The sequence below is a fragment of the Agromyces sp. GXQ0307 genome (assembly GCF_044769845.1).
Classification (GTDB): Bacteria; Actinomycetota; Actinomycetes; order Actinomycetales; family Microbacteriaceae; genus Agromyces.
In genome coordinates, this window is the sequence record NZ_JBIZVY010000003.1 from 705,860 (window position 1) to 727,422 (window position 21,563).

Here is a 21,563-nt window from a genome sequence, read left to right on the forward strand (position 1 = left end):
ACCGATCACGCGGGGCGGGGTTCGCTCCGCCGCACCCGAGCGCCGGACGGGATCGGCGTGAGCGCGAGCGCCGCGCCGAGCAGGACCGACGTCGCCGGGACGAGCCACACGGAGACGACCATCGCGGGACCGCGGACGAAGGCCTCCATCGGCATGCCGGTGGCGAATCCGAGCAGTGCCACGACCATGAGCAGCACCAGGCTGCCCGCGACCGCGAGCGGCGCGAAGCTGAGCACGCCGAGTGCGCGCGTCCGAAGGGCGATGACGCCCGCCGCGATGAGCACGGCGAGGATCACGAGGAAGCCCGGACCGAGGAGGAGTCCGCCGACGAGGTCGAACGCACCCCGCCACGCCGAGACCGTCGGCAGGGCGTACGCGAACATGGCGGCGCCCCCGAGGCCGACCATCGCACTGCCGAGCACGGCGGCGATGCGCAACGTCGACGAGGTCGCCGGAGAGGCGGTGGCGAGCCGATGCACGAGCGCGAGGAGCCCGATCGCGGTCAGCACGGCTCCGACGAGGACGATCGTCGGGTGCACGGCGACGTCGCTCGAGTCGAATCCGACCACGGCACCGGTCTCGCGGACGAGGCCCCAGAATCCGTAGCTCGAGTAGCTCGCCACCATCATGGGCAGGCCGATCGCGATCGCGATGCCGGCGCCGAGGCCGGCGAGGTTGAAGTGCATGACGGACTCCTTCCGTGCGTGTTCCCGCATCGCCGCCAGCAGCAGGTCGACGACGATCCGCGTCCGCGCCGACCGCGCCGACCCGGCGCCCTGCGACTGCGCCTCACGCACGGTGTCGCGGGCGAGCACCCGGATCTCCTCCCCGTACTCGGAGCGGAACTCTCCCGGCAGCATCAGCATCGCGGCACCGAACAGGCGCCCCTCGATGCCGGGCGAGGACATCAGACCTCACCCCACCCGGTGAGCAGTCGCTTGAGGGCCGCCTGGCGGGCGAGCGCCGCGACGCGCGCGGCCTCCGCCGCCGCGACGCGCTCGCCGAAGCCGGTGATGCGGTAGTACTTGCGTCGTTCGTCGTCGAGCTCGGGGTCGACCCGCGTGGCCGCCTCCTCGATGAGCCCGAGCGTGCGAAGCCGCTTGATCGCCCCGTAGAGCGTTCCGGGCGCGAGCACGATCGATCCCTCGGTGCGCTCGCGCACCTCGCGCATGATGCCGTACCCGTGCCGTTCCTCATCGGCCAGCGAGAGCAGGATGTGGAACACCGGCTCCGTCAGCGGGAGCAGGTCCTTCGGCTGGCTCTCGGTGCTCATCGTCCCTCGCTCGTCGTATGTATCGGAGTGCGGTATATCGCGTCACGATACATCCGACGCCGGCGAGCGTCAAGGATGCGATCAGGGATTCAGGCGTGCGTCGTCGACTCGCGGCGGCCGCGACCCGACGGCTCGAGCTGGAAGGTCGAGTGCTCGACGTCGAAGTGCTCGTCGAGGCATCCGCCCAGCTCGTCGAGCAGGGCCCCGACGCGGCCCTCGGCGAACACCGCCGGTTCGACCTCGACGTGCGCGCTGAAGATGTGCGCGCCGGTCGTGATCGCCCACACGTGCACGTCGTGCACGGCGACCACGCCGTCGGTGCCGAGGATGTGGTCGCGGATCTCCGCGACATCCGTCTCGGCCGGAACGGACTGGCTGAGCACCCGCATGACGTCGCGCAGCAGCACGAGCGCGCGCGGCACGATGAGCCCGGCGATGAGGAGCGACGCGATGGGATCGGCGGCGTCCCACCCCGTGACGAGGATCACGATCGCCGCGGCGATCACGAGCACCGAGCCGACCGTGTCGCCGAGCACCTCGAGGTAGGCGCCGCGCAGGTTGATCGACTGCGACGCGCCGCCGCGCAGCACGAGGAGCGCCGCGATGTTCGCCAGGAGCCCGACGATCGCGATGACGAGCATCGGGCCGCCCGCGACCTCGTGCGCCTCGCCCGACGCACCCGAGGCGAGCCGGCCGATCGCGCTCGCGGCCACCGCGACCGCGACGACGACGAGCAGCACGCCGTTGAACAGCGCCCCGAACACCTCGAAGCGCCGGAAGCCGTAGGTCTGCCGGTCGTTCGCGGGCCGCGCGGCGACGATCGCCGCGCCGAGCGCGACGACGAGGCCGAGCAGGTCGCTCGTCATGTGGCCCGCATCGGCGAGCAGTGCGAGCGAGCCGGTCAGCAGGCCGCCGACGACCTGCACGACGACGAACGCCGCGATGATCGCGATCGCGATCCCGAGGCGGCGTCGGCCGGCGACGTGCGCGTCGGCGGCGTGGTCGTGCGAGTGTCCCATCCCCTCAAGCGTAGGCACGGATGGCGCGGCCCGCCGTTGATGGGAACGAGACCCGTTCTCACCCGCGGCCCGGTGCCACGATGCCGGTCTCGTACCCGAGCATCACGGCGTGCACGCGGTCGCGCACGCCGAGCTTCATCAGGACGTGTCCGACATGCGTCTTCACGGTCGACTCCGACAGGTACAGCGCAGCCGAGATCTCGGCGTTGCTGAGGCCGCGGGCGATCGCGGCGAACACCTCGAGCTCGCGCTCGGTGAGCACCTCGAGGCGCGGGTCGCGTTCGGCGCGCTCCGCAGGCGAGGGCGGCGCGGGCGGGGCGGCCGCCGCGCCCCCGGGCAGCTTCGCCGCGAAGAGGTCCAGCATGCGACGGGTGACGCGCGGCTCGACGATCGCGTCGCCCGCGGCCACGGTGCGGATCGCGTGCACCAGTTCGGCAGGACGCGCGTTCTTCAGCAGGAAGCCGCTCGCCCCCGCACGCAACCCGGAGAACGCGTACTCGTCGAGGTCGAACGTCGTGAGGATCAGCACGTGGACCTCGGGCAGGCGCCGGGTGATCCGCTCGGTGGCGGCGATCCCGTCCATCCTCGGCATGCGGACGTCCATCACGACGACGTCCGGGACGAGGGCCTCCGCGAGTTCGACGGCCTCGGCACCGTCGTCGGCCTCTCCGACGACCTCGAACCCGGGTTCGTTCTCGAGCACCATCCGGAAGCCCACCCTGATGAGGGGCTGGTCGTCGACGAGGAGGACCCTGAGCGTCACCCGCCCCTCATCCATCATCGCCGCCCCGTTCCGTCGGGAGCACCGCCCGCACGCGCCACCCGCCCGAAGGCAGCGGGCCGGCCTCGACCGAACCGCCGAACACCGAGGCGCGCTCCGCCATGCCGATGAGACCGCGTCCGGTGCCGACCGCAGCGGGCGCCCCGCGACCGTCGTCCGCGACCGTCACGACGGTCGCGGACTCGTCGGAGTCCACGACGACGTCGACCCGCTCGGCGTCGGGCGCGTAGCGCAGGGCGTTGGTCAGCGCCTCCTGGACGATCCGGTACACCGCGAGATCGCGCTGCGGGTCGGCGTCGGCAGTCCCGCGGACGGTGAATCGCAGGGGCAGCCCCGCCTCGCGGAAGCCCGACACGAGGTCCGCGAGCGCGTCCCGTCCGGGCGCCGGTTCGAGCGCGGCCGGTCCGTCGGTGACCTCACCGAGCACGGAGAGCACCTGCCTCATGTCGCGCTGGGCCTCGCGACCGGTGTCGGCGAGCCGATCGATCGCACGCCGCGCCGAATCCGGGTCGCGATCGAGCGCGGCGGCCGCGCCGTCGGCGAGGGCGACGATCACCGACAGGCTGTGCGCGACGATGTCGTGCATCTCCCTCGCGATCCGACTCCGCTCGTCGAGCGTCGCGATGCGCGCGAGGTTGTCTCGGTCGCGCGCGAGCTGCTCGGCGCGCTCGGTGAGGACGCGGACGCGTTCCGCCCGTTGCCACGTGTTCGCCCCGAGCAGGACGCCGACCACATCGGCCATCGCGATCGTGAGCAGGACCAGCGGGATGTCGAAGGCGCCCGGCGCCCCGAGCCTGGCCTCGAGCACGGGCAGCCAGAGGAAGAGGCTCGCGCCGGTCGCGGCGAACGCGGCCGCCCCGGCGAGCCATCCGGCGGTGGGCGAGCGGAATGCGGCCACGGCGTACAGCGCGATCGGCACCGCGAGCACCAGGTTGGACTCCGCCGAGAATCCGAGCACGGTAGTGAGGAGCGTCACCGCGACGAGCACGGTGATCGGAGCGCGGCGGCGGAACAACAGGGCGACCGCGGTGCCCGCGATGGTCACGACCTGCCACGCCGTGACCTCGGTCCCCTCGGTCATGACGTCGGAGATCAGCGTGACCACGACGATCGTCGTGAACACGAGCGAGACCGCGGCGTCGACCAGCCACGGCTGCGACGCGAAGACCCGTCTGAGCGGGCCGCCCGCGGGCACGGTGCCACCATCGGCCGGGCTGCCCGCCCGGCCGATGGTGCGTGCCCGTTCGGCCATCACACGTCTCGTCTCGCGAACCGCGCTCCGCCCAGTGCCACCGAGCCGACGGTCCACGCGAGGAGGACGAGTCCGCCCGTGACGATCGGCTGCCAGCCGGACTGGGCCGCGGATTGGAACAGCATCATACCGGCGGTGCTGGGCAGCCAGGCGGCGAGTTCCGCGCCGATGCCGGGCACGATCGGGAGGAGCGCCGGGGCGAGCATCAGCACTCCGAGCACCGTGCCGGCACCCGCCGCCGTGCTGCGGAACAGCGACCCGATCGCGGTCGAGAGCATCGCGATGAGTGCGACGAACACCGTGCCGCCCGCGAGCACCTGCAGGACGTCGAGGTCGAGGATCGTCGAACCCAGTCCGAACGACGCGAGCTGCGATTGTGCGAGGAAGAACGAGGCGACCGCCCCGACGAGTCCGACCGCCGCGCCGATCACGGCGGCGACGAGCAGTTTCGCCGCGAACACCGGCGTTCGCCGCGGCGCGGCGGACAACGTCGCGGCGAGCAGGCCGGTCGACCGTTCCGGCCCGACGAGCAGCACGCCGAGGAGCGCGACGAAGGAGTAGGCGAACATGAACGCGAGGCCTAGCACGCCGAGGCTCGGCACCGCGCCGTAGTTGTCGGCGAGCACGGCGGTGGGGTCGGGCACCTCCGAAGCGGGCGCCAGCGTGACGATGAACAGGATGCCGGCAGCGAACAGCAGGACGGCGGCGACGGCGGCGGCCGCCGTCCAGTACGTCGAGCGGACGGTTGCGGCCTTGATCCACTCGGCGCGGACGAGGTGCCGGAAGGCGAGGCGTGGCGCGCGAGCAGGGGGTGCGGCGGATGAGGTGGACATGACGATTGATCCTTCGATGACGTGGGGGTTTGCTCAGGCCGCGGGTGCGGCGGCCGCGTACTCGAGCGCGGAGTCGGTGAGCGAGAGGTACGCCTCCTCGAGCGAGGCGGTGTGGGTGACCAGTTCGTGCAGCAGCACGTCGTGGTCCCTGGCGATCGCTGCGATCGTCGCGGCGTCGATTCCCGTGACCTCGAGTTCGTCTGCCGCCACCGTCGTGACCGCGACACCCGGCGCGACGAGCGCCGGGGCGAGCCGGTTTGCCTCCGGGGCCTTCACGAGGACCCGGTCGGCGCCCACGCGGGAGAGCACGTCGGCCATCGGTGCGTCGGCGAGGAGCCGCCCGCGTCCGATGACGATGAGGTGATCGGCGGTCTGCGCCATCTCGCTCATGAGGTGCGATGAGACGAACACGGTGCGGCCCTCTGCGGCGAGGCTGCGCAGGAAGGTTCGGACCCAGACGATGCCGTCGGGATCGAGCCCGTTGATGGGTTCGTCCAGCATGAGCGTCCGTGGATCACCGAGCAGCGCGGCGGCGAGCCCGAGACGCTGGTGCATGCCGAGCGAGAACGTCCCGACGCGCCGACCGGCGACGGCCTCGATGCCGGTGAGGCGGAGGACCTCGTCGACGCGAGCTCGGCCGAGGCCGTGGGTCGCGGCCAGCGCGAGCAGGTGGGCGCGCGCGGTTCGCCCGGGATGGGCGTGGTCGGGCCCGAGGAGCGTGCCGAGCTCGGTGATGGGCGCGACGTGCTCGGCGATGGCCTTCCCGTTCACCCGGGTCGAACCCGAGGTCGGGCGTACGAGGCCCGCGATGGCGCGCATCGTCGTCGACTTGCCGGCGCCGTTCGGGCCGAGGAATCCGGTGACGACACCGGGCCGCACCGTGAACGAGAGATCGTCGACGGCGACCGTCGCGCCGAAGCGCTTGGTGAGGTGGGTTGCTTCGATCATGATGACCGGCCACTCCTTCGATTCGAGTGCTCCGGCCGGATGCCCCGGTCCGGAGTTCATGCGTCGAAGGTAGGTCGGTCCCACTCGGTCGTCGTCGGCCCGCGGTGCCGTCCTCGGCGGAGCCACTCGTACCGTAGGACGAGTCCCGCGGCACCGGATCAGTCGGCGGCGATCAGCCGAACCGCGCGACGCGCTCCAGCTCGGGCAGCAGCGCACGGAACGCCCGCGCCCGGTGGCTGTGCGCGTTCTTCACCTCGGGCGCGAGCTCGGCGGCCGACACGTCGAAGCCGTCGGGCAGGAAGATCGGGTCGTACCCGAACCCGTTCACGCCCGCGCGCTCGGTCGCGATGCGCCCGGGCCACGTGCCGACGGCGGCGAACTCGTGCGGCTCGCCGCCCGCGGCATCCGGCACCACTAGGGCGATGGTGCAGTGGAAGTGCGCCGCACGGTGCGGGTGGCGGATGTCGCCGAGCTGCGCGAGCAGCAGCTCGAGGTTCGCCTCGGCGCCGCGGCCGGGGCCAGCCCAGCGCGCCGAGAAGATGCCGGGCGAGCCGCCCATGACGTCGACCGCGATGCCGGAGTCGTCGGCGAGTGCGATGCGGCCGGTGTGGGATGCCGCGGCGCGCGCCTTGATGAAGGCGTTCTGGTCGAACGACGTGCCGTCCTCGACGGGCTCGGGCCCGTCGTACGGGAGCACGGTCAGGCCGGGCAGGGCCTCGCCGAGGATGTGCTGGAACTCGGCGACCTTGTGCGCGTTGTGCGTGGCGAGGACCACCTCGAGCGGCTGCGACATCCGACGGCCCTCGATCAGCCCGCGGCGCCCGCGCCGGCCTCACCCGCGGCCGCCCCGCCGGGCTGCGACTCGAGCGCGGCCCGCTGGATCGAGGCGAGCTCGGCCGTGCCCGCGAGCGCGAGGTCGAGCAGCTGGTCGAGCTCGCGCCGGTCGAACGGCGCGCCCTCGGCGGTGCCCTGCACCTCGACGAAGAGGCCGCGGCCGGTGGCGACGACGTTCATGTCGGTCTCGGCACGTACGTCCTCGACGTAGGCCAGGTCGAGCATGGGCGTGCCGTCGATGATGCCGACCGACACGGCCGAGACGGTGTCGATGAGCGGCGTCGCCTTCTGCGCGATGAACTTCCGGCCGCGTGCCCACTCGATGGCGTCGGCGAGCGCGACGTACGCGCCCGTGATCGCCGCGGTGCGCGTGCCGCCGTCGGCCTGCAGCACGTCGCAGTCGATCTGGATGGTGTTCTCGCCGAGCGACTTCATGTCGACGACGGCGCGCAGGCTCCGCCCGATGAGCCGGCTGATCTCGTGCGTGCGACCGCCGATGCGGCCCTTGACCGACTCGCGGTCGTTGCGCGTGTTCGTGGAACGCGGCAGCATCGCGTACTCCGCGGTGACCCAGCCCTTGCCCTTGCCGGTCATCCAGCGCGGCACGCCGTTGGTGAAGCTCGCGGTGCAGAGCACCTTGGTATTCCCGAACGAGATGAGCGCGCTGCCCTCGGCGTGCGCGCTCCAGCCGCGCTCGATGACGACGTCGCGGAGCGCGTCGGGAGTGCGGCCGTCGGCGCGCACGAGGTCGGGGGTCTCGGTCACTGGGTTCTCCTGTCGGTGACGGATGCCGCTGCCGCGGCCGGAAGCGTGAGCACGCCGGTCTGCACGAGTTCGACCTGCGAGATCTCGGGGCCGATGAGGCGGTGCGCGAGGTCGAGGAAGGCGGCGCTCGAGCCGCCCGTCGCCTCGAAGCGGTGCACGGGGGGTTCGGGCGAGCGGCGCTCGAGGCCCTGGGAGACGAGCACGCGGTACACGTCGTTCGCGGTCTCGACGTCGCTCGAGACGAGGCTCACGCCCTCCCCCATGACGTAGGAGATGGCGCCCTTCAGGAACGGGTAGTGCGTGCAGCCGAGCACGAGCGTGTCGACGCCCGCGGCGCGGAGCGGCGCGAGGTACTCCTCGGCGACCGCGAGCACCTCGGGCCCGGTCGTGACGCCCGACTCGACGAACTCGACGAACCGGGGGCACGCGGCCGACGACAGCTCGAGGTGCGGCGCGGCGGCGAACGCGTCGTCGTACGCGCGCGACTGCACGGTCCCGGCGGTGCCGATCACGCCGACGCGCCCGGTGCGGGTCGTCGCGACGGCGCGCCGCACCGCAGGTTGGATGACCTCGACGACCGGCACGTCGTAGCGCTCGCGCGCGTCGCGGAGCATGGCCGACGACGCGGTGTTGCACGCGATCACGAGCATCTTCACGCCCTGCGCGACGAGGTCGTCGAGCACGGCGAGCGCGTAGCGGCGCACGTCGGCGATCGGCTTCGGCCCGTAGGGCGAGTGCTCGAGGTCGCCGACGTAGAGGATCGACTCGTTCGGGAGCTGGTCGCGCACCGCGCGGGCGACGGTGAGGCCGCCGACCCCCGAGTCGAAGATCCCGATCGGTGCATCACTCACGAGGCACCAGCCTAGATCAGGCGCGCCCGGCGTCGCCCTCGCCCGGAGTCGTGCCCGCCGCGTACGCCGCGCGCACGGCGCGTGCGATGCGGCCAGACGCCGGATGCCGGTGGTTCCGGTGCCACGCTAGGCGCACCTCCAGCGGCGGCGCGTCGCCGATCGGCACGAACACGACGCCGGGGCGCGGAAGGTGGTGCGCGGTCGCCTCCGAGGTGACGCCGATCGCGTCGCCGGCGGCGATGAGGTCGAGCCACTCCTCGACGTCGCCGCTCCACGTGAGCGGCGGCGCCGCGATGCCCCTCGATTCCCAGAGCTCGGTCGTCGTCGTGCCCGAGCGCCGGTCGACCGCGACCTCCCACGGTGTGAGGTCGGCCAGCGCGACGCTCTCGCGGTCGGCGAGCGGATGGTCGATCGGGAGCGCGGCGACCCGCCGCTCGCGCCCGACGACCTCCGACTCCAGCTCGGGCGGCAGGACGGGGTGCCGCACGACGGCGAGGTCGACGTGCCCGTCGAGGAGGCCGGCGTCGCGCGAGTTGATCCGCACGAGCCGGATCGGGCTCGCCGGGTGCCCGTGGTTCCACTCCCTGAGGACCGCCGTCGTGTGCGCGCCGAGCGCCGCCCACGCGTACCCGATCCGGATCACGGCGCGGTCGCCGCGTACGGATGCCACGGCGCGGTCGAGCTCCGCCGTGACGCGCCGCGCGACGCCGGCGAGCATGGTGCCCGGCTCGGTCGGCTCGACGCGCCGGGTCGTCCGGTGCATCAGGGTGGCACCGACCGCGCGCTCGAGGGCGGCGAGCGACCTGGAGACGGCGGCCTGCGACATCCCGAGGCGGTCTGCGGCGGCGGTGAACGACCGCTCGTCGTCGACGGCGATGAGGACGCGGAGGTGGCGCAGCTCCAGTTCCATGCACGTAGCGTATCAATGGTCTCCGATTGCATTTCCCAACGCGTCAATGCCGACGTAGCGTGAGCGGCATGACTCGGATGAACGGGGACGGGATCGGCGGCGCGGCCGCGGTCGTCGGGGGCGCGGCATCCGTGCAGGTCGGCGCGGCGATCGGCGCGACGATCTTCCCCCTGGTCGGCCCGGCCGGGGTCGTCGCCCTCCGCCAGGCGGTGGCGGCCGTCGCGCTGCTCGCCGTCGCGCGCCCGCGCCGTCGCGACCTCACGTGGTCCGTGCTGCGACCGGCGATGCTCCTCGGCGGCGTGCTCGTCGTCATGAACCTCGCCCTGTACGCCGCGGTCGAACGCATCGGCCTCGGCCCGGCGGTCACGATCGAGTTCCTCGGTCCGCTCGCCCTCGCGATCCTCGGATCCCGCCGCCGCATCGACCTCGTCGCCGCCGTGCTCGCCGCCGCGGGCGTCGTGCTCCTCACGGGCACGGTGCCCGGCATCGATCCGTTCGGCATCGCGTTCGCCCTCGCCGCCGCGGCCGCCTGGGCGGCCTACATCCTCCTGAGCCAGCGCGCGGGCCGGTCGCTGCCCGGCGTGCAGGCCACCGCGGTCGCGACCACGGTCGCGGCGATCCTCACGGCGCCGCTCCTCGTGGTGGTGCTCCTCGGCCTCGAGCCCGGCGCGATCGCGCTGGTGCTCGGCGTCGGCGCGATCGCGGGGCTGTTGTCGTCCGCGATCCCGTACTCGATCGACCTCATGGTGCTCCGACGGATGCCACGCCAGCGGTTCGCCGTCCTGCAGAGCGTGCACCCCACGGCCGCCGCGCTCGCCGGACTCGTCGTCCTCGGCGAGGCGCTCGCCGCCTGGCAGCTCGTCGGGCTCGCGCTCGTCACCGCCGCGAACGTGCTCGCCGTCGGGTTCCGCTCCCGCACCCGCGCACGCGCCCGTGCACGTGCCGGTGCCGGAGCCCGTCGGCCGGAGGCCCCGCCGCGCGCCGCTGCCGCGGCATCCTGACCCCCTCGCACTAGGCTGGCCGGGTGACCGGGTCTGCTGCGCTGTTCACCGACCGCTACGAGCTCACCATGGTGGATGCCGCCCTGCTCGACGGCACCGCCCACCGCGAGAGCCTCTTCGAGGCGTTCGCACGGCGCCTGCCCGACGGGCGCCGGTACGGCATCGTCGCGGGCACCGGGCGCCTGCTCGAGCTCATCGAGCGCTTCCGCTTCGAGGACGCCGAGCTCGAGTTCCTCCGCGAGCAGCGCGTGGTGCGCGACGAGACCCTCGACTGGCTCGCCGACTACCGCTTCCGCGGCGACGTGTGGGGCTACCGCGAGGGCGAGGCCTACTTCCCGGGCTCGCCGCTCGTGACGATTCAGGCCTCCTTCGCCGAGGCCGTCATGCTCGAGACCCTGGTGCTCTCGGTGCTGAACTACGACTCCTCGGTCGCGAGCGCCGCCGCTCGCATGGTGTCGGTCGCGCTCGGTCGCCCGATCGCCGAGATGGGTTCGCGCCGCACCAACGAGGGTTCGGCGGTCGCCGCCGCCCGCGCGGCGTACATCGCGGGGTTCGACGCGACGAGCAACCTCGAAGCCGGCCGCACCTGGGGCATCCCGACCATGGGCACCGCCGCGCACGCGTTCACGCTGCTGCACGACAGCGAGGAGTCCGCCTTCCGCGCGCAGGTCGAGGCCATGGGGCCGGGCACGACGCTGCTCATCGACACCTACGACATCCCGACCGGCGTCGAGACCGCGGTCCGCGTCGCCGGCACCGGGCTCGGCGCCGTGCGCATCGACTCGGGCGACCTCCCGACCGTGGTCGCCGCGGTGCGCGAGCAGCTCGACGAGCTCGGCGCCGTGAACACGCGCATCACGGTCACGAGCGATCTCGACGAGTTCACGCTCGCCGCCCTCTCGGGCGCCCCGGTCGACGCGTACGGCGTCGGCACGTCGGTCGTGACGGGCTCGGGGTTCCCCGCGGCCGGCATGGTCTACAAGCTCGTCGCGCGCCGCGGCGACGACGGCGAGTGGGTGAGCGTGGCCAAGTCGTCGACGAAGAAGCTGAGCGTCGGCGGGCGCAAGAACGCGGCCCGCCGCATCGACTCGACGCGCACGGCACGCGAGGAGCTCGTGTTCGTCGGCGACGGTCCCGACGGCGAGGAGGAGTTCGCCGACGACGACCAGCTGCGGCCGCTCATGGTGCGGCTGATGCACGAAGGGCGAGCGGATGCCGCGTACACGGGACACGCGGGCGTCGAGGCCGCACGCGCGCATCGCGCCGAGGTCATGCAGGAACTGCCGATCGAGGCGTTCCGCCTGGGCCGTGGCGAGCCCGTGATTCCCACGACCTACCGGTGAGCGACGAGGGCGTCAGCCCTTCTTCATCCGCTCGTAGATCTCCTTGCACGCGGGGCAGACCGGGAACTTCTCCGGGTCGCGGCCCGGGGTCCACTTCTTGCCGCAGAGCGCTCGGACCGGCTTGCCGGTCATCGCCGACTCGAGGATCTGCTCCTTCTTGACGTAGTGCGAGAACCGCTCGTGGTCGCCTGGCTCGATGTGCTCCTCTTCGAGCAGCTTCTCGAGTTCGCGGTCGAGGACCGAGGTGCCGCCGCCGGGCGCGTCGGGGTCGGCGATGCTCGCCTGCACGGGTCGGATCATGCCGAGAAGTCTACGCCGCGATCAGGCGCGGACGGCCGCGGCGACGATCTCGGGAGCGCGGCGCTCGAAGACGCGTCCGCCCACGAACACGCCGATCACGAGCACCAGCAGGCCGAAGCCGACGCCCGCCGCGAGCGACGCCGCGTGCCATGCCGGGTCGTCGAAGATGCCGAGCGCGGCGAACCAGATCGCCGGTGCCGCGATGACCAGCGCAGCGAACATCGCGACGGACTGCACGAGCGCGGTGATGCCCCCGGTCGACTGCGGCTGCTGGAACGGACTGTCGCCGGGCTTCACGACCGGGTACGGCATGGCGGCCGACGTGATCGACCCGACGCCGAGGCCGGCGAGCAGGAGTGCGGTGCTGACACCGAGCAGCGACGGCAGGAGGCGCCAGTCGTCGAGCACGAACACGGTGACGGCGCTGCCGAGCCCGATCACGAGGATGCCGGCGACGAGCACGGGCACGAGTCGACCGAACCGGTCGGCCGCTCCGCGCACGCCTGATGCGACGTGCAGCCAGATCGCCGTGTTGTCGTAGGCGGTGTCGTTGTGCAGGCTCCAGCCGAGCAGGAGGCACATGAGCGGAACCGGGATGAGGCCGAGGTACATGGGCGGCACGCCGGCGATGCCGAGCGGCAGCATGACGAGGATCGGCGCGACGGGCACCATCAGCAGCGACACCCAGTAGCGCGAGTCGCGGAACCAGTAGGTCGTGCTGCGCGCCGCGATCGCCCCGGTCGGACCGCCGGTCGTCCGGCCGAACCAGCCGAGCCCGTGGTAGCTGCGCGGGCTCGCCTCGCGACCGGGAGTGACGAGCATCCTCGCGACGAGCGCCTTCCAGGCCAGCCAGCCGAGCCACACGCTCGCGACCGCGATGAGGAGCTTCAGGATCGCGATGCCCCAGGCACCGGATGCGGCCTCGCCGGGCACGGCGAACGCGGCTCCGAGCGGCGTCCACGACAGCGCCCCGGCGATCGCGCCGATCGCGCGCCGACCGGACGCCGCCCAGTCGACGGTGGTCAGGGCGACGGCGATCGGGGCGAGCATGACGACGAAGAGCACGCCCAGCACGGTTCCGACGTCTCGCGCACGGCGCGTCTCGAGGAGCAGTCCGGCGACGCCGGCCGTGAGGCGCGCCGCCAGCAGGCACGTCGCGAACGCCAGCAGCGCGCCCAGGATCGCGAACAGGGTCGACCCGACGCCGCGCGACCACGTCACGACCGTGCCCGTGAGGACGATCGCGAGCGCGACCGCCGGCACGCCGATCACCGCGGAGAGCGCGAGTCCGAGCGCGATGGTGCGGTCGGGGATGCCGAACAGCGCGAACCGTCGCGGGTCCATCGTGTCGTCGATGCCGAACACGAGCGGCACGACGAGGAACCCCAGCACGGTGGCCGCCCCGGCCACGACGAGCACGTCGCGCACGAGCGCGACGTCGTCGACAGACCGCAGCCCGACCAGGATCAGGAACAGCAGCGCCGAGATGCCGAGCCCGTACACGATCGCGATCGAGAGGCCGACGACCTGCCACGCACTCCGCTTGAAGATGTTCCCGAGCAGCCGCAGCTTCAGTCGGAGAAGCTGTGCAACCATTCCATGCCCTCCGCTGCCTTGCGCCCGCCCGCGAGCTCGACGAACCGCTCCTCCAGCGTGTCGCCGCGGCGCACCTCGTCGAGCGTGCCGGATGCGAGGACCCGACCTCCCACGATGATCGCCGCCGAGTCGCAGACGCGCTCGATGAGATCCATGCTGTGGCTGGAGAGCAGCACGGTGCCGCCGCCCGCGACGTAGCGTTCGAGGATGTCGGTCAGGTTCGCCGCCGAGACGGGATCGACGGACTCGAACGGCTCGTCGAGCACGAGCACGCGCGGCGAGTGGATCATCGCGCAGGCGAGGGCGATCTTCTTGGTCATGCCCGCGGAGTAGTCGGCGACGAGCCGGTCGAGGGCGTCCTCCAGGCCGAACGCGTCGGCGAGGTCGGCGCTGCGATCGAGCACGGTCCGGTGATCGAGTCCGCGCAGCGAGCCGGCGTAGTAGAGCATCTCGGCGCCGGTGAGCCGGTCGAACAGGCGGAGCCGGTCGGGCAGCACGCCGGTGATCCGCTTGGCCGCGCGCGGCTCCTTCCAGACGTCGATGCCGTTCACGTGCACCGAGCCGCCGTCCGGGCGCAGCAGGCCGGTGATCATCGAGAGCGTGGTCGTCTTGCCGGCGCCGTTCGGTCCGACGATGCCGTAGAACGAGCCGGCGCGGATGCCGAGGCTGATCGCGTCGACGGCGGTGGTGTCGCCGAACCGCTTCACGAGCCCGTCGATCGCGAGCACCGTCGGAGCCTCGGGCGCCGGCGCCTCGCGGGCGACCCGGATCGTGCGCTTCTTCCGCGCGGCGGGGCTCGCAGCGGTCGCGACGACGCCGAGCGGAATGACGGCGACGCCCTGTTCGCCGTGGTGATCGTCGTCGACGGGCGACTCGGCCCCGGTCGTTCCGGTCGCCTCGGCCGCGTCGACGACCTCGGCGGGCGGCTCGACAGCCGCGTCGGCAGTCTCGAGATCTGCGTCGGCGGTCTCGAGATCCGCGTCGACCGTCTCGACAGACGCGTCGACCGTCTCGACAGACGCGTCGGTCGTCTCGACATCCGTCGTCGGCGTCGAGATCGTGTCGTCGCCGACGAACAGGATGGCGTCGGCCGTCAGGTCGGTCCTGTCCTCGACCCCGGTCGCCGTGCTCGCGGCCTCTCCGGTCGCATCGGGCTCGTCCGCGTTCGCGCGCGTCGAATCCCCGTCGTCGCTCGCAGCGGGCGGCTCATCGGGGCCGCCGGGGTGCCAGGTGCGCGTCACCTCGGCCGCGGCCTCGGACGGCTCGGCCGCGGACGGCTCGCTCCGGGACTCCGCGTCCTCGGACTCGGCGACGATCGGCTCGATCGGCCCGGTGGCACGTCGCGGCCTCGGCTCCGCCTCCGTCGTGTCGGTCGTGACCGAGGCGGCGACGCGCTGTCGAGCGGATGCCGCGGCCTTGCGCGCCTCGGCAGCTCGCGACCGCGCGGCCGCCGTGGACGCGGCTCGCGCCGACCTGGCGGTCTGGCCCTTCGCCGCCGACGTGCTCGCCGACTCGTTGCGGGCCGCGGCCGCGCGCTTCGGAGCGGGCGCGGTGGTCTCCGGCGCGGCCTCCACGCCGTCGGGCACGGCCGCCTCCGACGTCGTGCCTGCGGCACCGGCGGTCGGCGATCCGCTCGCCGACGTCGTCTTCGCCGCACCCTTGGCCGAGCCGGACTTCGCCGACGCCCGCTTCGCGGCCGCTTCGGACGACGGACGCTTGGCCGTTCCGGACGATGCGGCCGGCTTCCGTGCGCTCGACGTGCGCTTCGCTGCGGGCTTGACCGGCTCGGCGGTCGTCGTCTCGCTCGCGTCCTCGGCCGCGGTCGTCGGACGCGCGGCGGTGGCACGCTTCGCGGCGGTCGTGCGGGTCGCCGTGGACTTCGCCGCGGTGCTCCTCGTCGACGATTTCGTCGCAGCGGACTTGGTCGCCGAGGCCTTGGCGGCGCTCGAACGTGCGGCCGCGGACTTCGCCGCGGTGGTTCGGCCGGCGGTCTTCCCGCCGGCGCGGCCCGATTCGCCACGGCCCTGTTCGGACGTGGCGGATTCCCCCCGACGAGCAGACACCCCCGTGCCCGTGCCTTCGGGAGTCTCGTCCTCAGGACCTGATCGCGAAACGGAAGTCACCACGACAACCTACCAACCACCCCGCCCGCAGCCGTGGACCCTTCACAGCGAATTCACGTCGTGGCGTCCGGAACCTCCGAGCTGGGCGTCACCCGTGCGTCGCATCACGATCCCGCTACGGCTTGCACGCAACCCCCGGCGGCGGCCCCGAGCGTCCGGTATCCTGTGGTTCGGCATAACGGCGTGTCCAACAGTGAACGTACGGATGAATCCCCGGTGAACTCGAACCGAATCGAGTGCGCCGAGACATCCGAATCGATGAAGGAGATGTCATGACCACGCAGATCGTGATCCTCGCAGCCGGCATGGGGAGCCGGCTCGGGCGTTCCCTCCCCAAGCCGCTCACCGAGCTCAGCGACGGCCGCACGATCATGCGCCAGCAGTTCGACAACATCGAGCACGCGTTCGGCCGCAACGCCGCCGTGACGATCGTCGTCGGCTACAAGCTCGAGCACATCATCGAGGCGTTCCCGCAGGCCTCCTTCGTCTACAACGAGGAGTACGACCAGACGAACACCTCGAAGTCCCTGATGCGCGCGCTGCAGGCGTCGCAGCCGGGCGGCGTGCTCTGGATGAACGGCGACGTGGTGTTCGACCCGGCGATCCTCGACCGCGCGCTCTCGTTCATCGCACGCGATCAGTCGTTCGTCACCGTCAACACCGCGAAGGTGTCCGACGAAGAGGTGAAGTACACGACCACCGCCGAGGGCTACATCAAGGAGCTCTCCAAGACCGTCAAGGGCGGGCTCGGCGAGGCGGTCGGCATCAACTACATCTCGAGCCGTGACAAGGCGACCTTCCTCGCGCACCTCCAGCGCGTCGGCGACCAGGACTACTTCGAGCGCGGCCTCGAGCTGGCGATCGAGAAGAACGGCCTGCTCGTCGAGCCGATGGACGTCTCCGACCTGTACGCGGTCGAGATCGACTTCGCCGAAGACCTGGAGCGCGCGAACCACTTCGTGTGACCTGCGCACCACACAGCGTGAGAAGCGGATGCCGGTCGCGGCATCCGCTTTTCTCGCATCTGCGCGCGATCGCGGCGCCAGCGCGCCCATCCGTGCGGTACGGAGGGCCGCCTCCGGCCATCTACGATGAGAGCGTGATGAGCTACGCCGACTCGCATCCGTTCACGCGGACGCCATGGGACGGCTACCGGCATTCGCTGTGGCTGCTCACGACGCGCGACCTGAAGGTCCGGTACTCGACCTCCGCGCTCGGCTACCTCTGGTCGGTGCTCGACCCGCTCGTCATGGCCGGCATCTACTGGTTCGTCTTCACGCAGGTCTTCCAGCGCCCGGTCGGCACCGAACCGTACATCGTGTTCCTGCTCGCGGGGCTGCTGCCCTGGATGTGGTTCACGGGCGCCGTCTCCGACTCCACCCGAGCCTTCCTGAAGGACGCGAAGCTGGTCCGCTCCACGAAGCTGCCCCGGACGATCTGGGTCAACCGGATCGTGCTGTCGAAGGGCATCGAGTTCGTCCTGTCCCTGCCCGTCCTCGTGCTCTTCGTCGTGCTCGCCGCCCTCGCCGGCGACGACGTCCGAGTCGGGTGGGAGCTCGCCCTGTTCCCCCTCGCCGTCCTCCTCCAGGCGATGCTGACCGCCGGGCTCGGGCTCATCGTCGCGCCCCTCGTGGTCTTCTTCCGCGACCTGGAGCGGGCGACGAAGCTCGTGCTGCGCTTCCTGTTCTACGCGTCCCCGATCGTCTACGGGACGACGAACCTCCCCGAGTCGCTGCACTTCTGGGCCGCGTTCAATCCGCTCACCGGGATCTTCGGGCTGTACCGGTCCGCGATCTTCCCCGCCGAGCTCGACTGGTTCGCGGTCGGCGTCGCCGCCGCGATGTCGCTCGCGTTCCTCGGGATCGGCCTCTGGGTGTTCCGCAGCTCCGAGCGCCAGGTGCTGAAGGAGATCTGATGCCAGTGGCCGCCATCCGCGCCGACGACCTCGGCGTGCGCTTCCGGCGCAATCGCCGAGGCAGGAAGTCGTTCAAGGACCTCCTCTCGCGCCGTCGCCGCCGGATCCGGCCCGACGAGTTCTGGGCGCTGCGCAACCTCTCGATCGAGGTGCATGCAGGCGAGGCGATCGGCGTCGTCGGCCGCAACGGACAGGGCAAGTCGACGCTGCTCAAGCTCGTCGCGGGCGTCATGCTGCCCGATGAGGGGTCCGTCAGCGTCGAAGGCGGCGTGGCGCCGCTGATCGAGATCACGGGTGGATTCGTCGACGACCTCACGGTGCGCGACAACGTGTACCTGACCGCGGGCCTGCACGGGATGACCCGCGGCCAGATCGACGCCAAGTTCGACGAGATCATCGGGTTCGCCGAGATCGGCGACTTCCTCGACACGCCCTACAAGCACCTGTCGAGCGGCATGAAGGTGCGCATCGCATTCGCCGTGATCTCGCAGCTCGAAGAGCCGATCCTGCTCGTCGACGAGGTGCTCGCCGTCGGCGACAAGGCCTTCCGCGAGAAGTGCTACCGGCGCATCGAGGAGCTCCTCGCAGGCGGCCGCACCCTCTTCTTCGTCTCGCACAACGAACGCGACCTCCGCCGCTTCTGCACCCGCGGCCTGTACCTCGACAAGGGATCGCTGGTGCTCGACGCCGGGATCGACGAGGTGCTCGAGCGCTACAACGCCGACTACGGCACGCGCTGACGCGGCCGTCAAGCCCCCGCCCCGACGGCCGCGTCCCGGCGATGTTCGCAGCGGCGCCGCCTAGGATCGACGGCATGTCCGAACGCGTGCACCGGATCACGACGATGGGCCGCGGTGCGCCCGAAGAGGGAACCCCGGGAAGCCCGGGGCCCGATGGCGCACCCCCGAGCGATCCTGCGGATCGGGCCGTCGGACTCGAGCGCGGCCTCGATCGCCTGCTGTCCATCCAGCGGCCCATCGTGCTCGCCCACCTCCGCGCCATCCGTCGCCATCACCCGACGGCGACCCCCGAGGAGCTCGTCCGCGTCCTCGAGCGCCGCTACCTCACGGCCGTCACCACGGGCGGTGCCGCCGTCGGCGCGACCGCCGTCGTCCCCGGCATCTCGACCGGGATCACGCTGGCGTTGTCGGGCGTCGAGACCGCAGGCTTCCTCGAGGCGACGGCGCTCTTCGCGCAGTCGGTGGCCGAGGTGCACGGCCTGCACGTCGAGAACCCCGATCGTGCCCGTGCGCTCGTCATGACGCTCATGATGGGCCGCGAAGGCGCCGACCTCGTGCGCCAGTTCGCGGCGCAGGCGACCGGCTCGGGCGTGCCGCGGAATGCGTACTTCGGCGAGATCATCACGAGCACGCTCCCCCGCGCCGTCATGGGCTCGGTCGTCGACCGGCTGCGGCACGTGTTCGTCAAGCAGTTCGCGGTCCGCGGCGGCGCGGGCATCGTCGGCCGTGCGATCCCGTTCGGCATCGGCGCGGCGATCGGCGGCATCGGCAACCACGTGCTCGGTCGCCGCGTGCTCCAGCAGTCGCGCCTCGCGTTCGGCCCCGCGCCGTACGCGCTCCCCGTCGAGCTCGAGCCGCGCGGCGACGAGACGGCGATCGGGTCGGCCGGCAAGCGGCTCGCGCGGGCGGTCTCGAACGCGGGCCGGGTCGCGAGCCGGCCGTTCGGGCGGCTCGCCGCCGTGGCATCGCGCCGTGACGAGACGGATGCCTCCGGCGACGCCGGCACCGCCGACGGCGCGAGCGACGACGTCGTGGAGACGGTCGGCGGGCCCGAGGCGTCGGGTGAGGCCGCTGGTCAGGCCTCGGATCGTCCGGCGGACTGAGTGCCGGGTCAGCCGATCGGCTCGTAGCCGAGCAGTTCGCGAAGCTGCGTCGTCTCGGCGTCGAGCACGTCGTCGGGCTTGCCGGCGTCGCGTCGCACCCGGAAGCGGCCGCTCAGGGCGATGAGCCGGTCCGCGACGTCATGCTCGGGATCGCGCTCGATGATCCGGAGGGTGATCACGAACCAGCGCTCGGCGAGCTCGAGCTCATCCGCGAGTTCGAACGCCTCGGCGACGTGGAGGTGCCGCCACCATTCGCCGTTCCCGGAGCCGCGCAGGGTGTCGGCCTCGCCGACCGCATCGTCGCGCCGGCCGAGCGCGAGCAGGACGGAGACGATGGTGCCGGTCGCCTCGTCCGGTTCGGCGTCGGATGCCTCGGCTGCGCGCCGGGCGACGGCGAGCGCCCGTTCGAGCTCGCCGGCCATCTCGAGGTGCTCGGCCGCGACCTGGAGGAGGTGCGCGCGTCGGATGCCGTCGTCGAGCTCGTAGGCCGTGGCATCCGTCGCCCAACGCTCGAGCAGCTCGGCCCGCTCGACGTGACCCCGCCCGTCGGCCACGCGGAGCTCGACCTCGTCGAGTTCCGCCTCGGTGATCAGCTGCGCCATGGGCCCGAGCATACGGTCCCCACCGCCGGATCGCATCGGCCGGATCGCCGGGTCAGTCGACGTCGATCTCGTCGGACTGCTCGGCCGCCTCGCCCTCGGCGTCGTGGTCGTCGACCTCGGGATCGGTCGCGTGCAGCGCCGCGAAACGCTCCCACTCGGTCATGAGGTGGTCGACCGCGTCGTGGAAGCGGGCCGTCGTGACGCCCGGGGTCGTGTCGCCGAAGTAGCGCTCGACCCAGTAGCCGAGGCGCTCGAGCGCCAGCGCGTCGTGTGCGACCTCGTCGACCCGGTCGAGCATCGCCGCGCCGTCGGCCCGGTCGAGCCACTCGCACGCCGAGAGGTAGCCTCCGGTGTCGATCTGCGCATCCGGGTTCACCGGTCGGGTCACGAGGAGCGGCTTGCCGGCCGCGAGTCGGTCGTAGACCATCGCGGAGATGTCGACGATCGCGACGTCGGCGGCGGCGAGCTGCCAGCCGAGGTCCTTGCCCTCGTCGACGACGTGGTGGGCCGACGGGTCGGCGGCGTTCGCCTGCACGAGCATGCGCTTGATCTCCGCGTTCGCGGCGCCGTAGTCGTGGTCGACGACGCCGGAGCGCGGGTGCGGCCGGTAGATCACGCGATGCCGTCCGGTCGCGATCAACGCTCGGACCAGGTCGACCCCGTGCGACGCGATCGAACCGTAGGCGGCCGCGCCGCGGTCGCCCTCCCAGGTCGGGGCGTAGAGGACGACCTCGCGGTCGTCGTCCGGGTACGGCAGCGCTCGTCCGTCGAGGTAGTGGTCGGCCTGCGGGCGGCCGATCGGGATGGCGCGCTTGTCGAAGTCGTAGTCCCACAGCACCTTCTCGAGGCGCGCTCGCGCGGCGTCGCCCGCGATGAGGGCGTAGTCGTAGGCCTTGAACTGGTTCGTGGTCATGTACATCTTGTCGGACTCGCCGTGGTTGATGAACACGTGCCAGCGGCGCCCGTAGCGCATCATCTGGAAGTTCTTGGCGTTCTGGTTGACGTAGAAGACCACGTGCAGGTCCTGCTCGTGGATGACGTGCTCGAGGTCGGCGACCCGCCGGACGTACGCGACCGGCAGCGGCGACTCGTCGAGCAGGGCGAGCGCGGCCCCCGAAGCGCGGCTCAGGATGAGCACCGGATGGCGCTCGGCCAGGCGCGCGAGCGGCTTGTACCACTGCCGCAGCTGGTAGAGGTTCACCTTGCCGTCGGCGAAGTAGACGCCGACGCGGAAGCGGTGCGGTTCGAGCGGCCCCTGCTCGGCGAGCTTCTCGACGAGGCGTGCCTGCGCCCGACGCGACCGCACGACGTTTCGTACGAGCTTCACCGCGCGACGCGCGTCGTTCCTCAAACCCACCGTCCAAGGGTAGCCGT

The 21,563-nt window shown here is 72.0% G+C and carries 23 protein-coding genes; 7 read left to right on the forward strand and 16 right to left on the reverse strand.

Annotated features, from left to right (window positions below):
- Nucleotides 1–5: 5 nt before the first annotated feature.
- The 11 genes from ACIQH8_RS13310 to ACIQH8_RS13360 form a co-directional block, all read right to left on the reverse strand.
- On the reverse strand, nt 6–908 hold the full coding sequence (locus tag ACIQH8_RS13310; protein WP_400999371.1) for a hypothetical protein: 903 nt from the start codon (nt 906–908) through the stop codon (nt 6–8).
- Nucleotides 908–1,273 carry a PadR family transcriptional regulator gene (locus ACIQH8_RS13315; RefSeq protein ID WP_400999373.1) on the reverse strand — a complete coding sequence of 122 codons (366 nt, stop codon included), beginning with the start codon at nt 1,271–1,273 and terminating at the stop codon, nt 908–910. Before ACIQH8_RS13315 ends, ACIQH8_RS13310 begins: the two co-directional genes overlap by 1 nt.
- A gap of 89 nt (nt 1,274–1,362) precedes the next feature.
- On the reverse strand, nt 1,363–2,292 hold the full coding sequence (locus tag ACIQH8_RS13320) for a cation diffusion facilitator family transporter (protein ID WP_400999375.1): 930 nt from the start codon (nt 2,290–2,292) through the stop codon (nt 1,363–1,365).
- Nucleotides 2,293–2,350: 58 nt separating this feature from the next.
- A complete protein-coding gene (locus ACIQH8_RS13325) occupies nt 2,351–3,070 on the reverse strand; it encodes a response regulator (protein ID WP_400999837.1) in 720 nt (239 codons plus the stop codon).
- Nucleotides 3,063–4,325, reverse strand: coding sequence for a sensor histidine kinase (locus ACIQH8_RS13330; RefSeq protein ID WP_400999377.1), 1,263 nt, complete (start codon nt 4,323–4,325; stop codon nt 3,063–3,065). Before ACIQH8_RS13330 ends, ACIQH8_RS13325 begins: the two co-directional genes overlap by 8 nt.
- Complete coding sequence (locus ACIQH8_RS13335) at nt 4,325–5,158, reverse strand: hypothetical protein (protein WP_400999379.1); 834 nt, start codon at nt 5,156–5,158, stop codon at nt 4,325–4,327. Before ACIQH8_RS13335 ends, ACIQH8_RS13330 begins: the two co-directional genes overlap by 1 nt.
- Before the next feature lie 33 nt (nt 5,159–5,191).
- The gene (locus ACIQH8_RS13340) at nt 5,192–6,106 is read right to left on the reverse strand and encodes an ABC transporter ATP-binding protein (RefSeq protein ID WP_400999839.1); all 915 of its coding nucleotides are present in this window, start codon (nt 6,104–6,106) and stop codon (nt 5,192–5,194) included.
- Between the two features lie 172 nt (nt 6,107–6,278).
- Nucleotides 6,279–6,899 carry a non-canonical purine NTP pyrophosphatase gene (locus tag ACIQH8_RS13345; RefSeq protein ID WP_400999381.1) on the reverse strand — a complete coding sequence of 207 codons (621 nt, stop codon included), beginning with the start codon at nt 6,897–6,899 and terminating at the stop codon, nt 6,279–6,281.
- Nucleotides 6,900–6,913: 14 nt separating this feature from the next.
- Nucleotides 6,914–7,705, reverse strand: coding sequence for a ribonuclease PH (rph, locus tag ACIQH8_RS13350; RefSeq protein WP_400999383.1), 792 nt, complete (start codon nt 7,703–7,705; stop codon nt 6,914–6,916).
- Entirely contained in the window at nt 7,702–8,556 is an 855-nt protein-coding gene (gene murI / locus ACIQH8_RS13355) for a glutamate racemase (protein ID WP_400999385.1), read from the reverse strand. Before murI ends, rph begins: the two co-directional genes overlap by 4 nt.
- Nucleotides 8,557–8,572: 16 nt before the next feature.
- Nucleotides 8,573–9,466, reverse strand: coding sequence for a LysR family transcriptional regulator (locus ACIQH8_RS13360; protein ID WP_400999387.1), 894 nt, complete (start codon nt 9,464–9,466; stop codon nt 8,573–8,575).
- A 68-nt stretch (nt 9,467–9,534) separates the two neighbouring features.
- Here ACIQH8_RS13360 and ACIQH8_RS13365 point away from each other — a divergent pair, with 68 nt between their 5' ends.
- Together ACIQH8_RS13365 and ACIQH8_RS13370 are read left to right on the forward strand one after the other, a co-directional pair.
- Nucleotides 9,535–10,467 carry an EamA family transporter gene (locus ACIQH8_RS13365; RefSeq protein ID WP_400999389.1) on the forward strand — a complete coding sequence of 311 codons (933 nt, stop codon included), beginning with the start codon at nt 9,535–9,537 and terminating at the stop codon, nt 10,465–10,467.
- Between the two features lie 23 nt (nt 10,468–10,490).
- Nucleotides 10,491–11,810, forward strand: a complete 1,320-nt coding sequence (locus tag ACIQH8_RS13370) for a nicotinate phosphoribosyltransferase (protein ID WP_400999391.1) — start codon at nt 10,491–10,493, stop codon at nt 11,808–11,810.
- Between the two features lie 12 nt (nt 11,811–11,822).
- Here ACIQH8_RS13370 and ACIQH8_RS13375 read toward each other — a convergent pair whose 3' ends face one another.
- The 3 genes from ACIQH8_RS13375 to ACIQH8_RS13385 are packed head-to-tail and all read right to left on the reverse strand — an operon-like array spanning nt 11,823 to nt 15,292.
- The gene (locus tag ACIQH8_RS13375) at nt 11,823–12,110 is read right to left on the reverse strand and encodes a DUF3039 domain-containing protein (protein WP_400999393.1); all 288 of its coding nucleotides are present in this window, start codon (nt 12,108–12,110) and stop codon (nt 11,823–11,825) included.
- A 21-nt stretch (nt 12,111–12,131) separates the two neighbouring features.
- Nucleotides 12,132–13,706 carry a hypothetical protein gene (locus ACIQH8_RS13380; RefSeq protein ID WP_400999395.1) on the reverse strand — a complete coding sequence of 525 codons (1,575 nt, stop codon included), beginning with the start codon at nt 13,704–13,706 and terminating at the stop codon, nt 12,132–12,134.
- On the reverse strand, nt 13,682–15,292 hold the full coding sequence (locus tag ACIQH8_RS13385; protein WP_400999397.1) for an ATP-binding cassette domain-containing protein: 1,611 nt from the start codon (nt 15,290–15,292) through the stop codon (nt 13,682–13,684). The genes ACIQH8_RS13380 and ACIQH8_RS13385 overlap by 25 nt, the downstream gene beginning before the upstream one ends.
- Here ACIQH8_RS13385 and ACIQH8_RS13390 point away from each other — a divergent pair.
- The 5 genes from ACIQH8_RS13390 (at nt 15,258) to ACIQH8_RS13410 (ending at nt 19,587) form a co-directional block, all read left to right on the forward strand.
- Nucleotides 15,258–16,049, forward strand: coding sequence for a hypothetical protein (locus ACIQH8_RS13390; protein ID WP_400999399.1), 792 nt, complete (start codon nt 15,258–15,260; stop codon nt 16,047–16,049). The genes ACIQH8_RS13385 and ACIQH8_RS13390 overlap by 35 nt on opposite strands.
- Nucleotides 16,050–16,101: 52 nt before the next feature.
- Complete coding sequence (locus ACIQH8_RS13395) at nt 16,102–16,794, forward strand: NTP transferase domain-containing protein (protein WP_400999401.1); 693 nt, start codon at nt 16,102–16,104, stop codon at nt 16,792–16,794.
- Nucleotides 16,795–16,931: 137 nt separating this feature from the next.
- Nucleotides 16,932–17,744, forward strand: coding sequence for an ABC transporter permease (locus tag ACIQH8_RS13400; RefSeq protein WP_400999841.1), 813 nt, complete (start codon nt 16,932–16,934; stop codon nt 17,742–17,744).
- Complete coding sequence (locus tag ACIQH8_RS13405) at nt 17,744–18,484, forward strand: ABC transporter ATP-binding protein (protein ID WP_400999403.1); 741 nt, start codon at nt 17,744–17,746, stop codon at nt 18,482–18,484. Before ACIQH8_RS13400 ends, ACIQH8_RS13405 begins: the two co-directional genes overlap by 1 nt.
- Before the next feature lie 74 nt (nt 18,485–18,558).
- Nucleotides 18,559–19,587, forward strand: coding sequence for a hypothetical protein (locus ACIQH8_RS13410; RefSeq protein ID WP_400999405.1), 1,029 nt, complete (start codon nt 18,559–18,561; stop codon nt 19,585–19,587).
- An 8-nt stretch (nt 19,588–19,595) separates the two neighbouring features.
- Here the strand turns inward: ACIQH8_RS13410 and ACIQH8_RS13415 are convergent, their stop codons facing one another.
- Both ACIQH8_RS13415 and ACIQH8_RS13420 read right to left on the reverse strand, forming a co-directional pair.
- On the reverse strand, nt 19,596–20,189 hold the full coding sequence (locus ACIQH8_RS13415) for a hypothetical protein (RefSeq protein ID WP_400999407.1): 594 nt from the start codon (nt 20,187–20,189) through the stop codon (nt 19,596–19,598).
- A 52-nt stretch (nt 20,190–20,241) separates the two neighbouring features.
- Nucleotides 20,242–21,546, reverse strand: a complete 1,305-nt coding sequence (locus ACIQH8_RS13420; RefSeq protein WP_400999409.1) for a CDP-glycerol glycerophosphotransferase family protein — start codon at nt 21,544–21,546, stop codon at nt 20,242–20,244.
- Between the last annotated feature and the right edge of the window lie 17 nt (nt 21,547–21,563).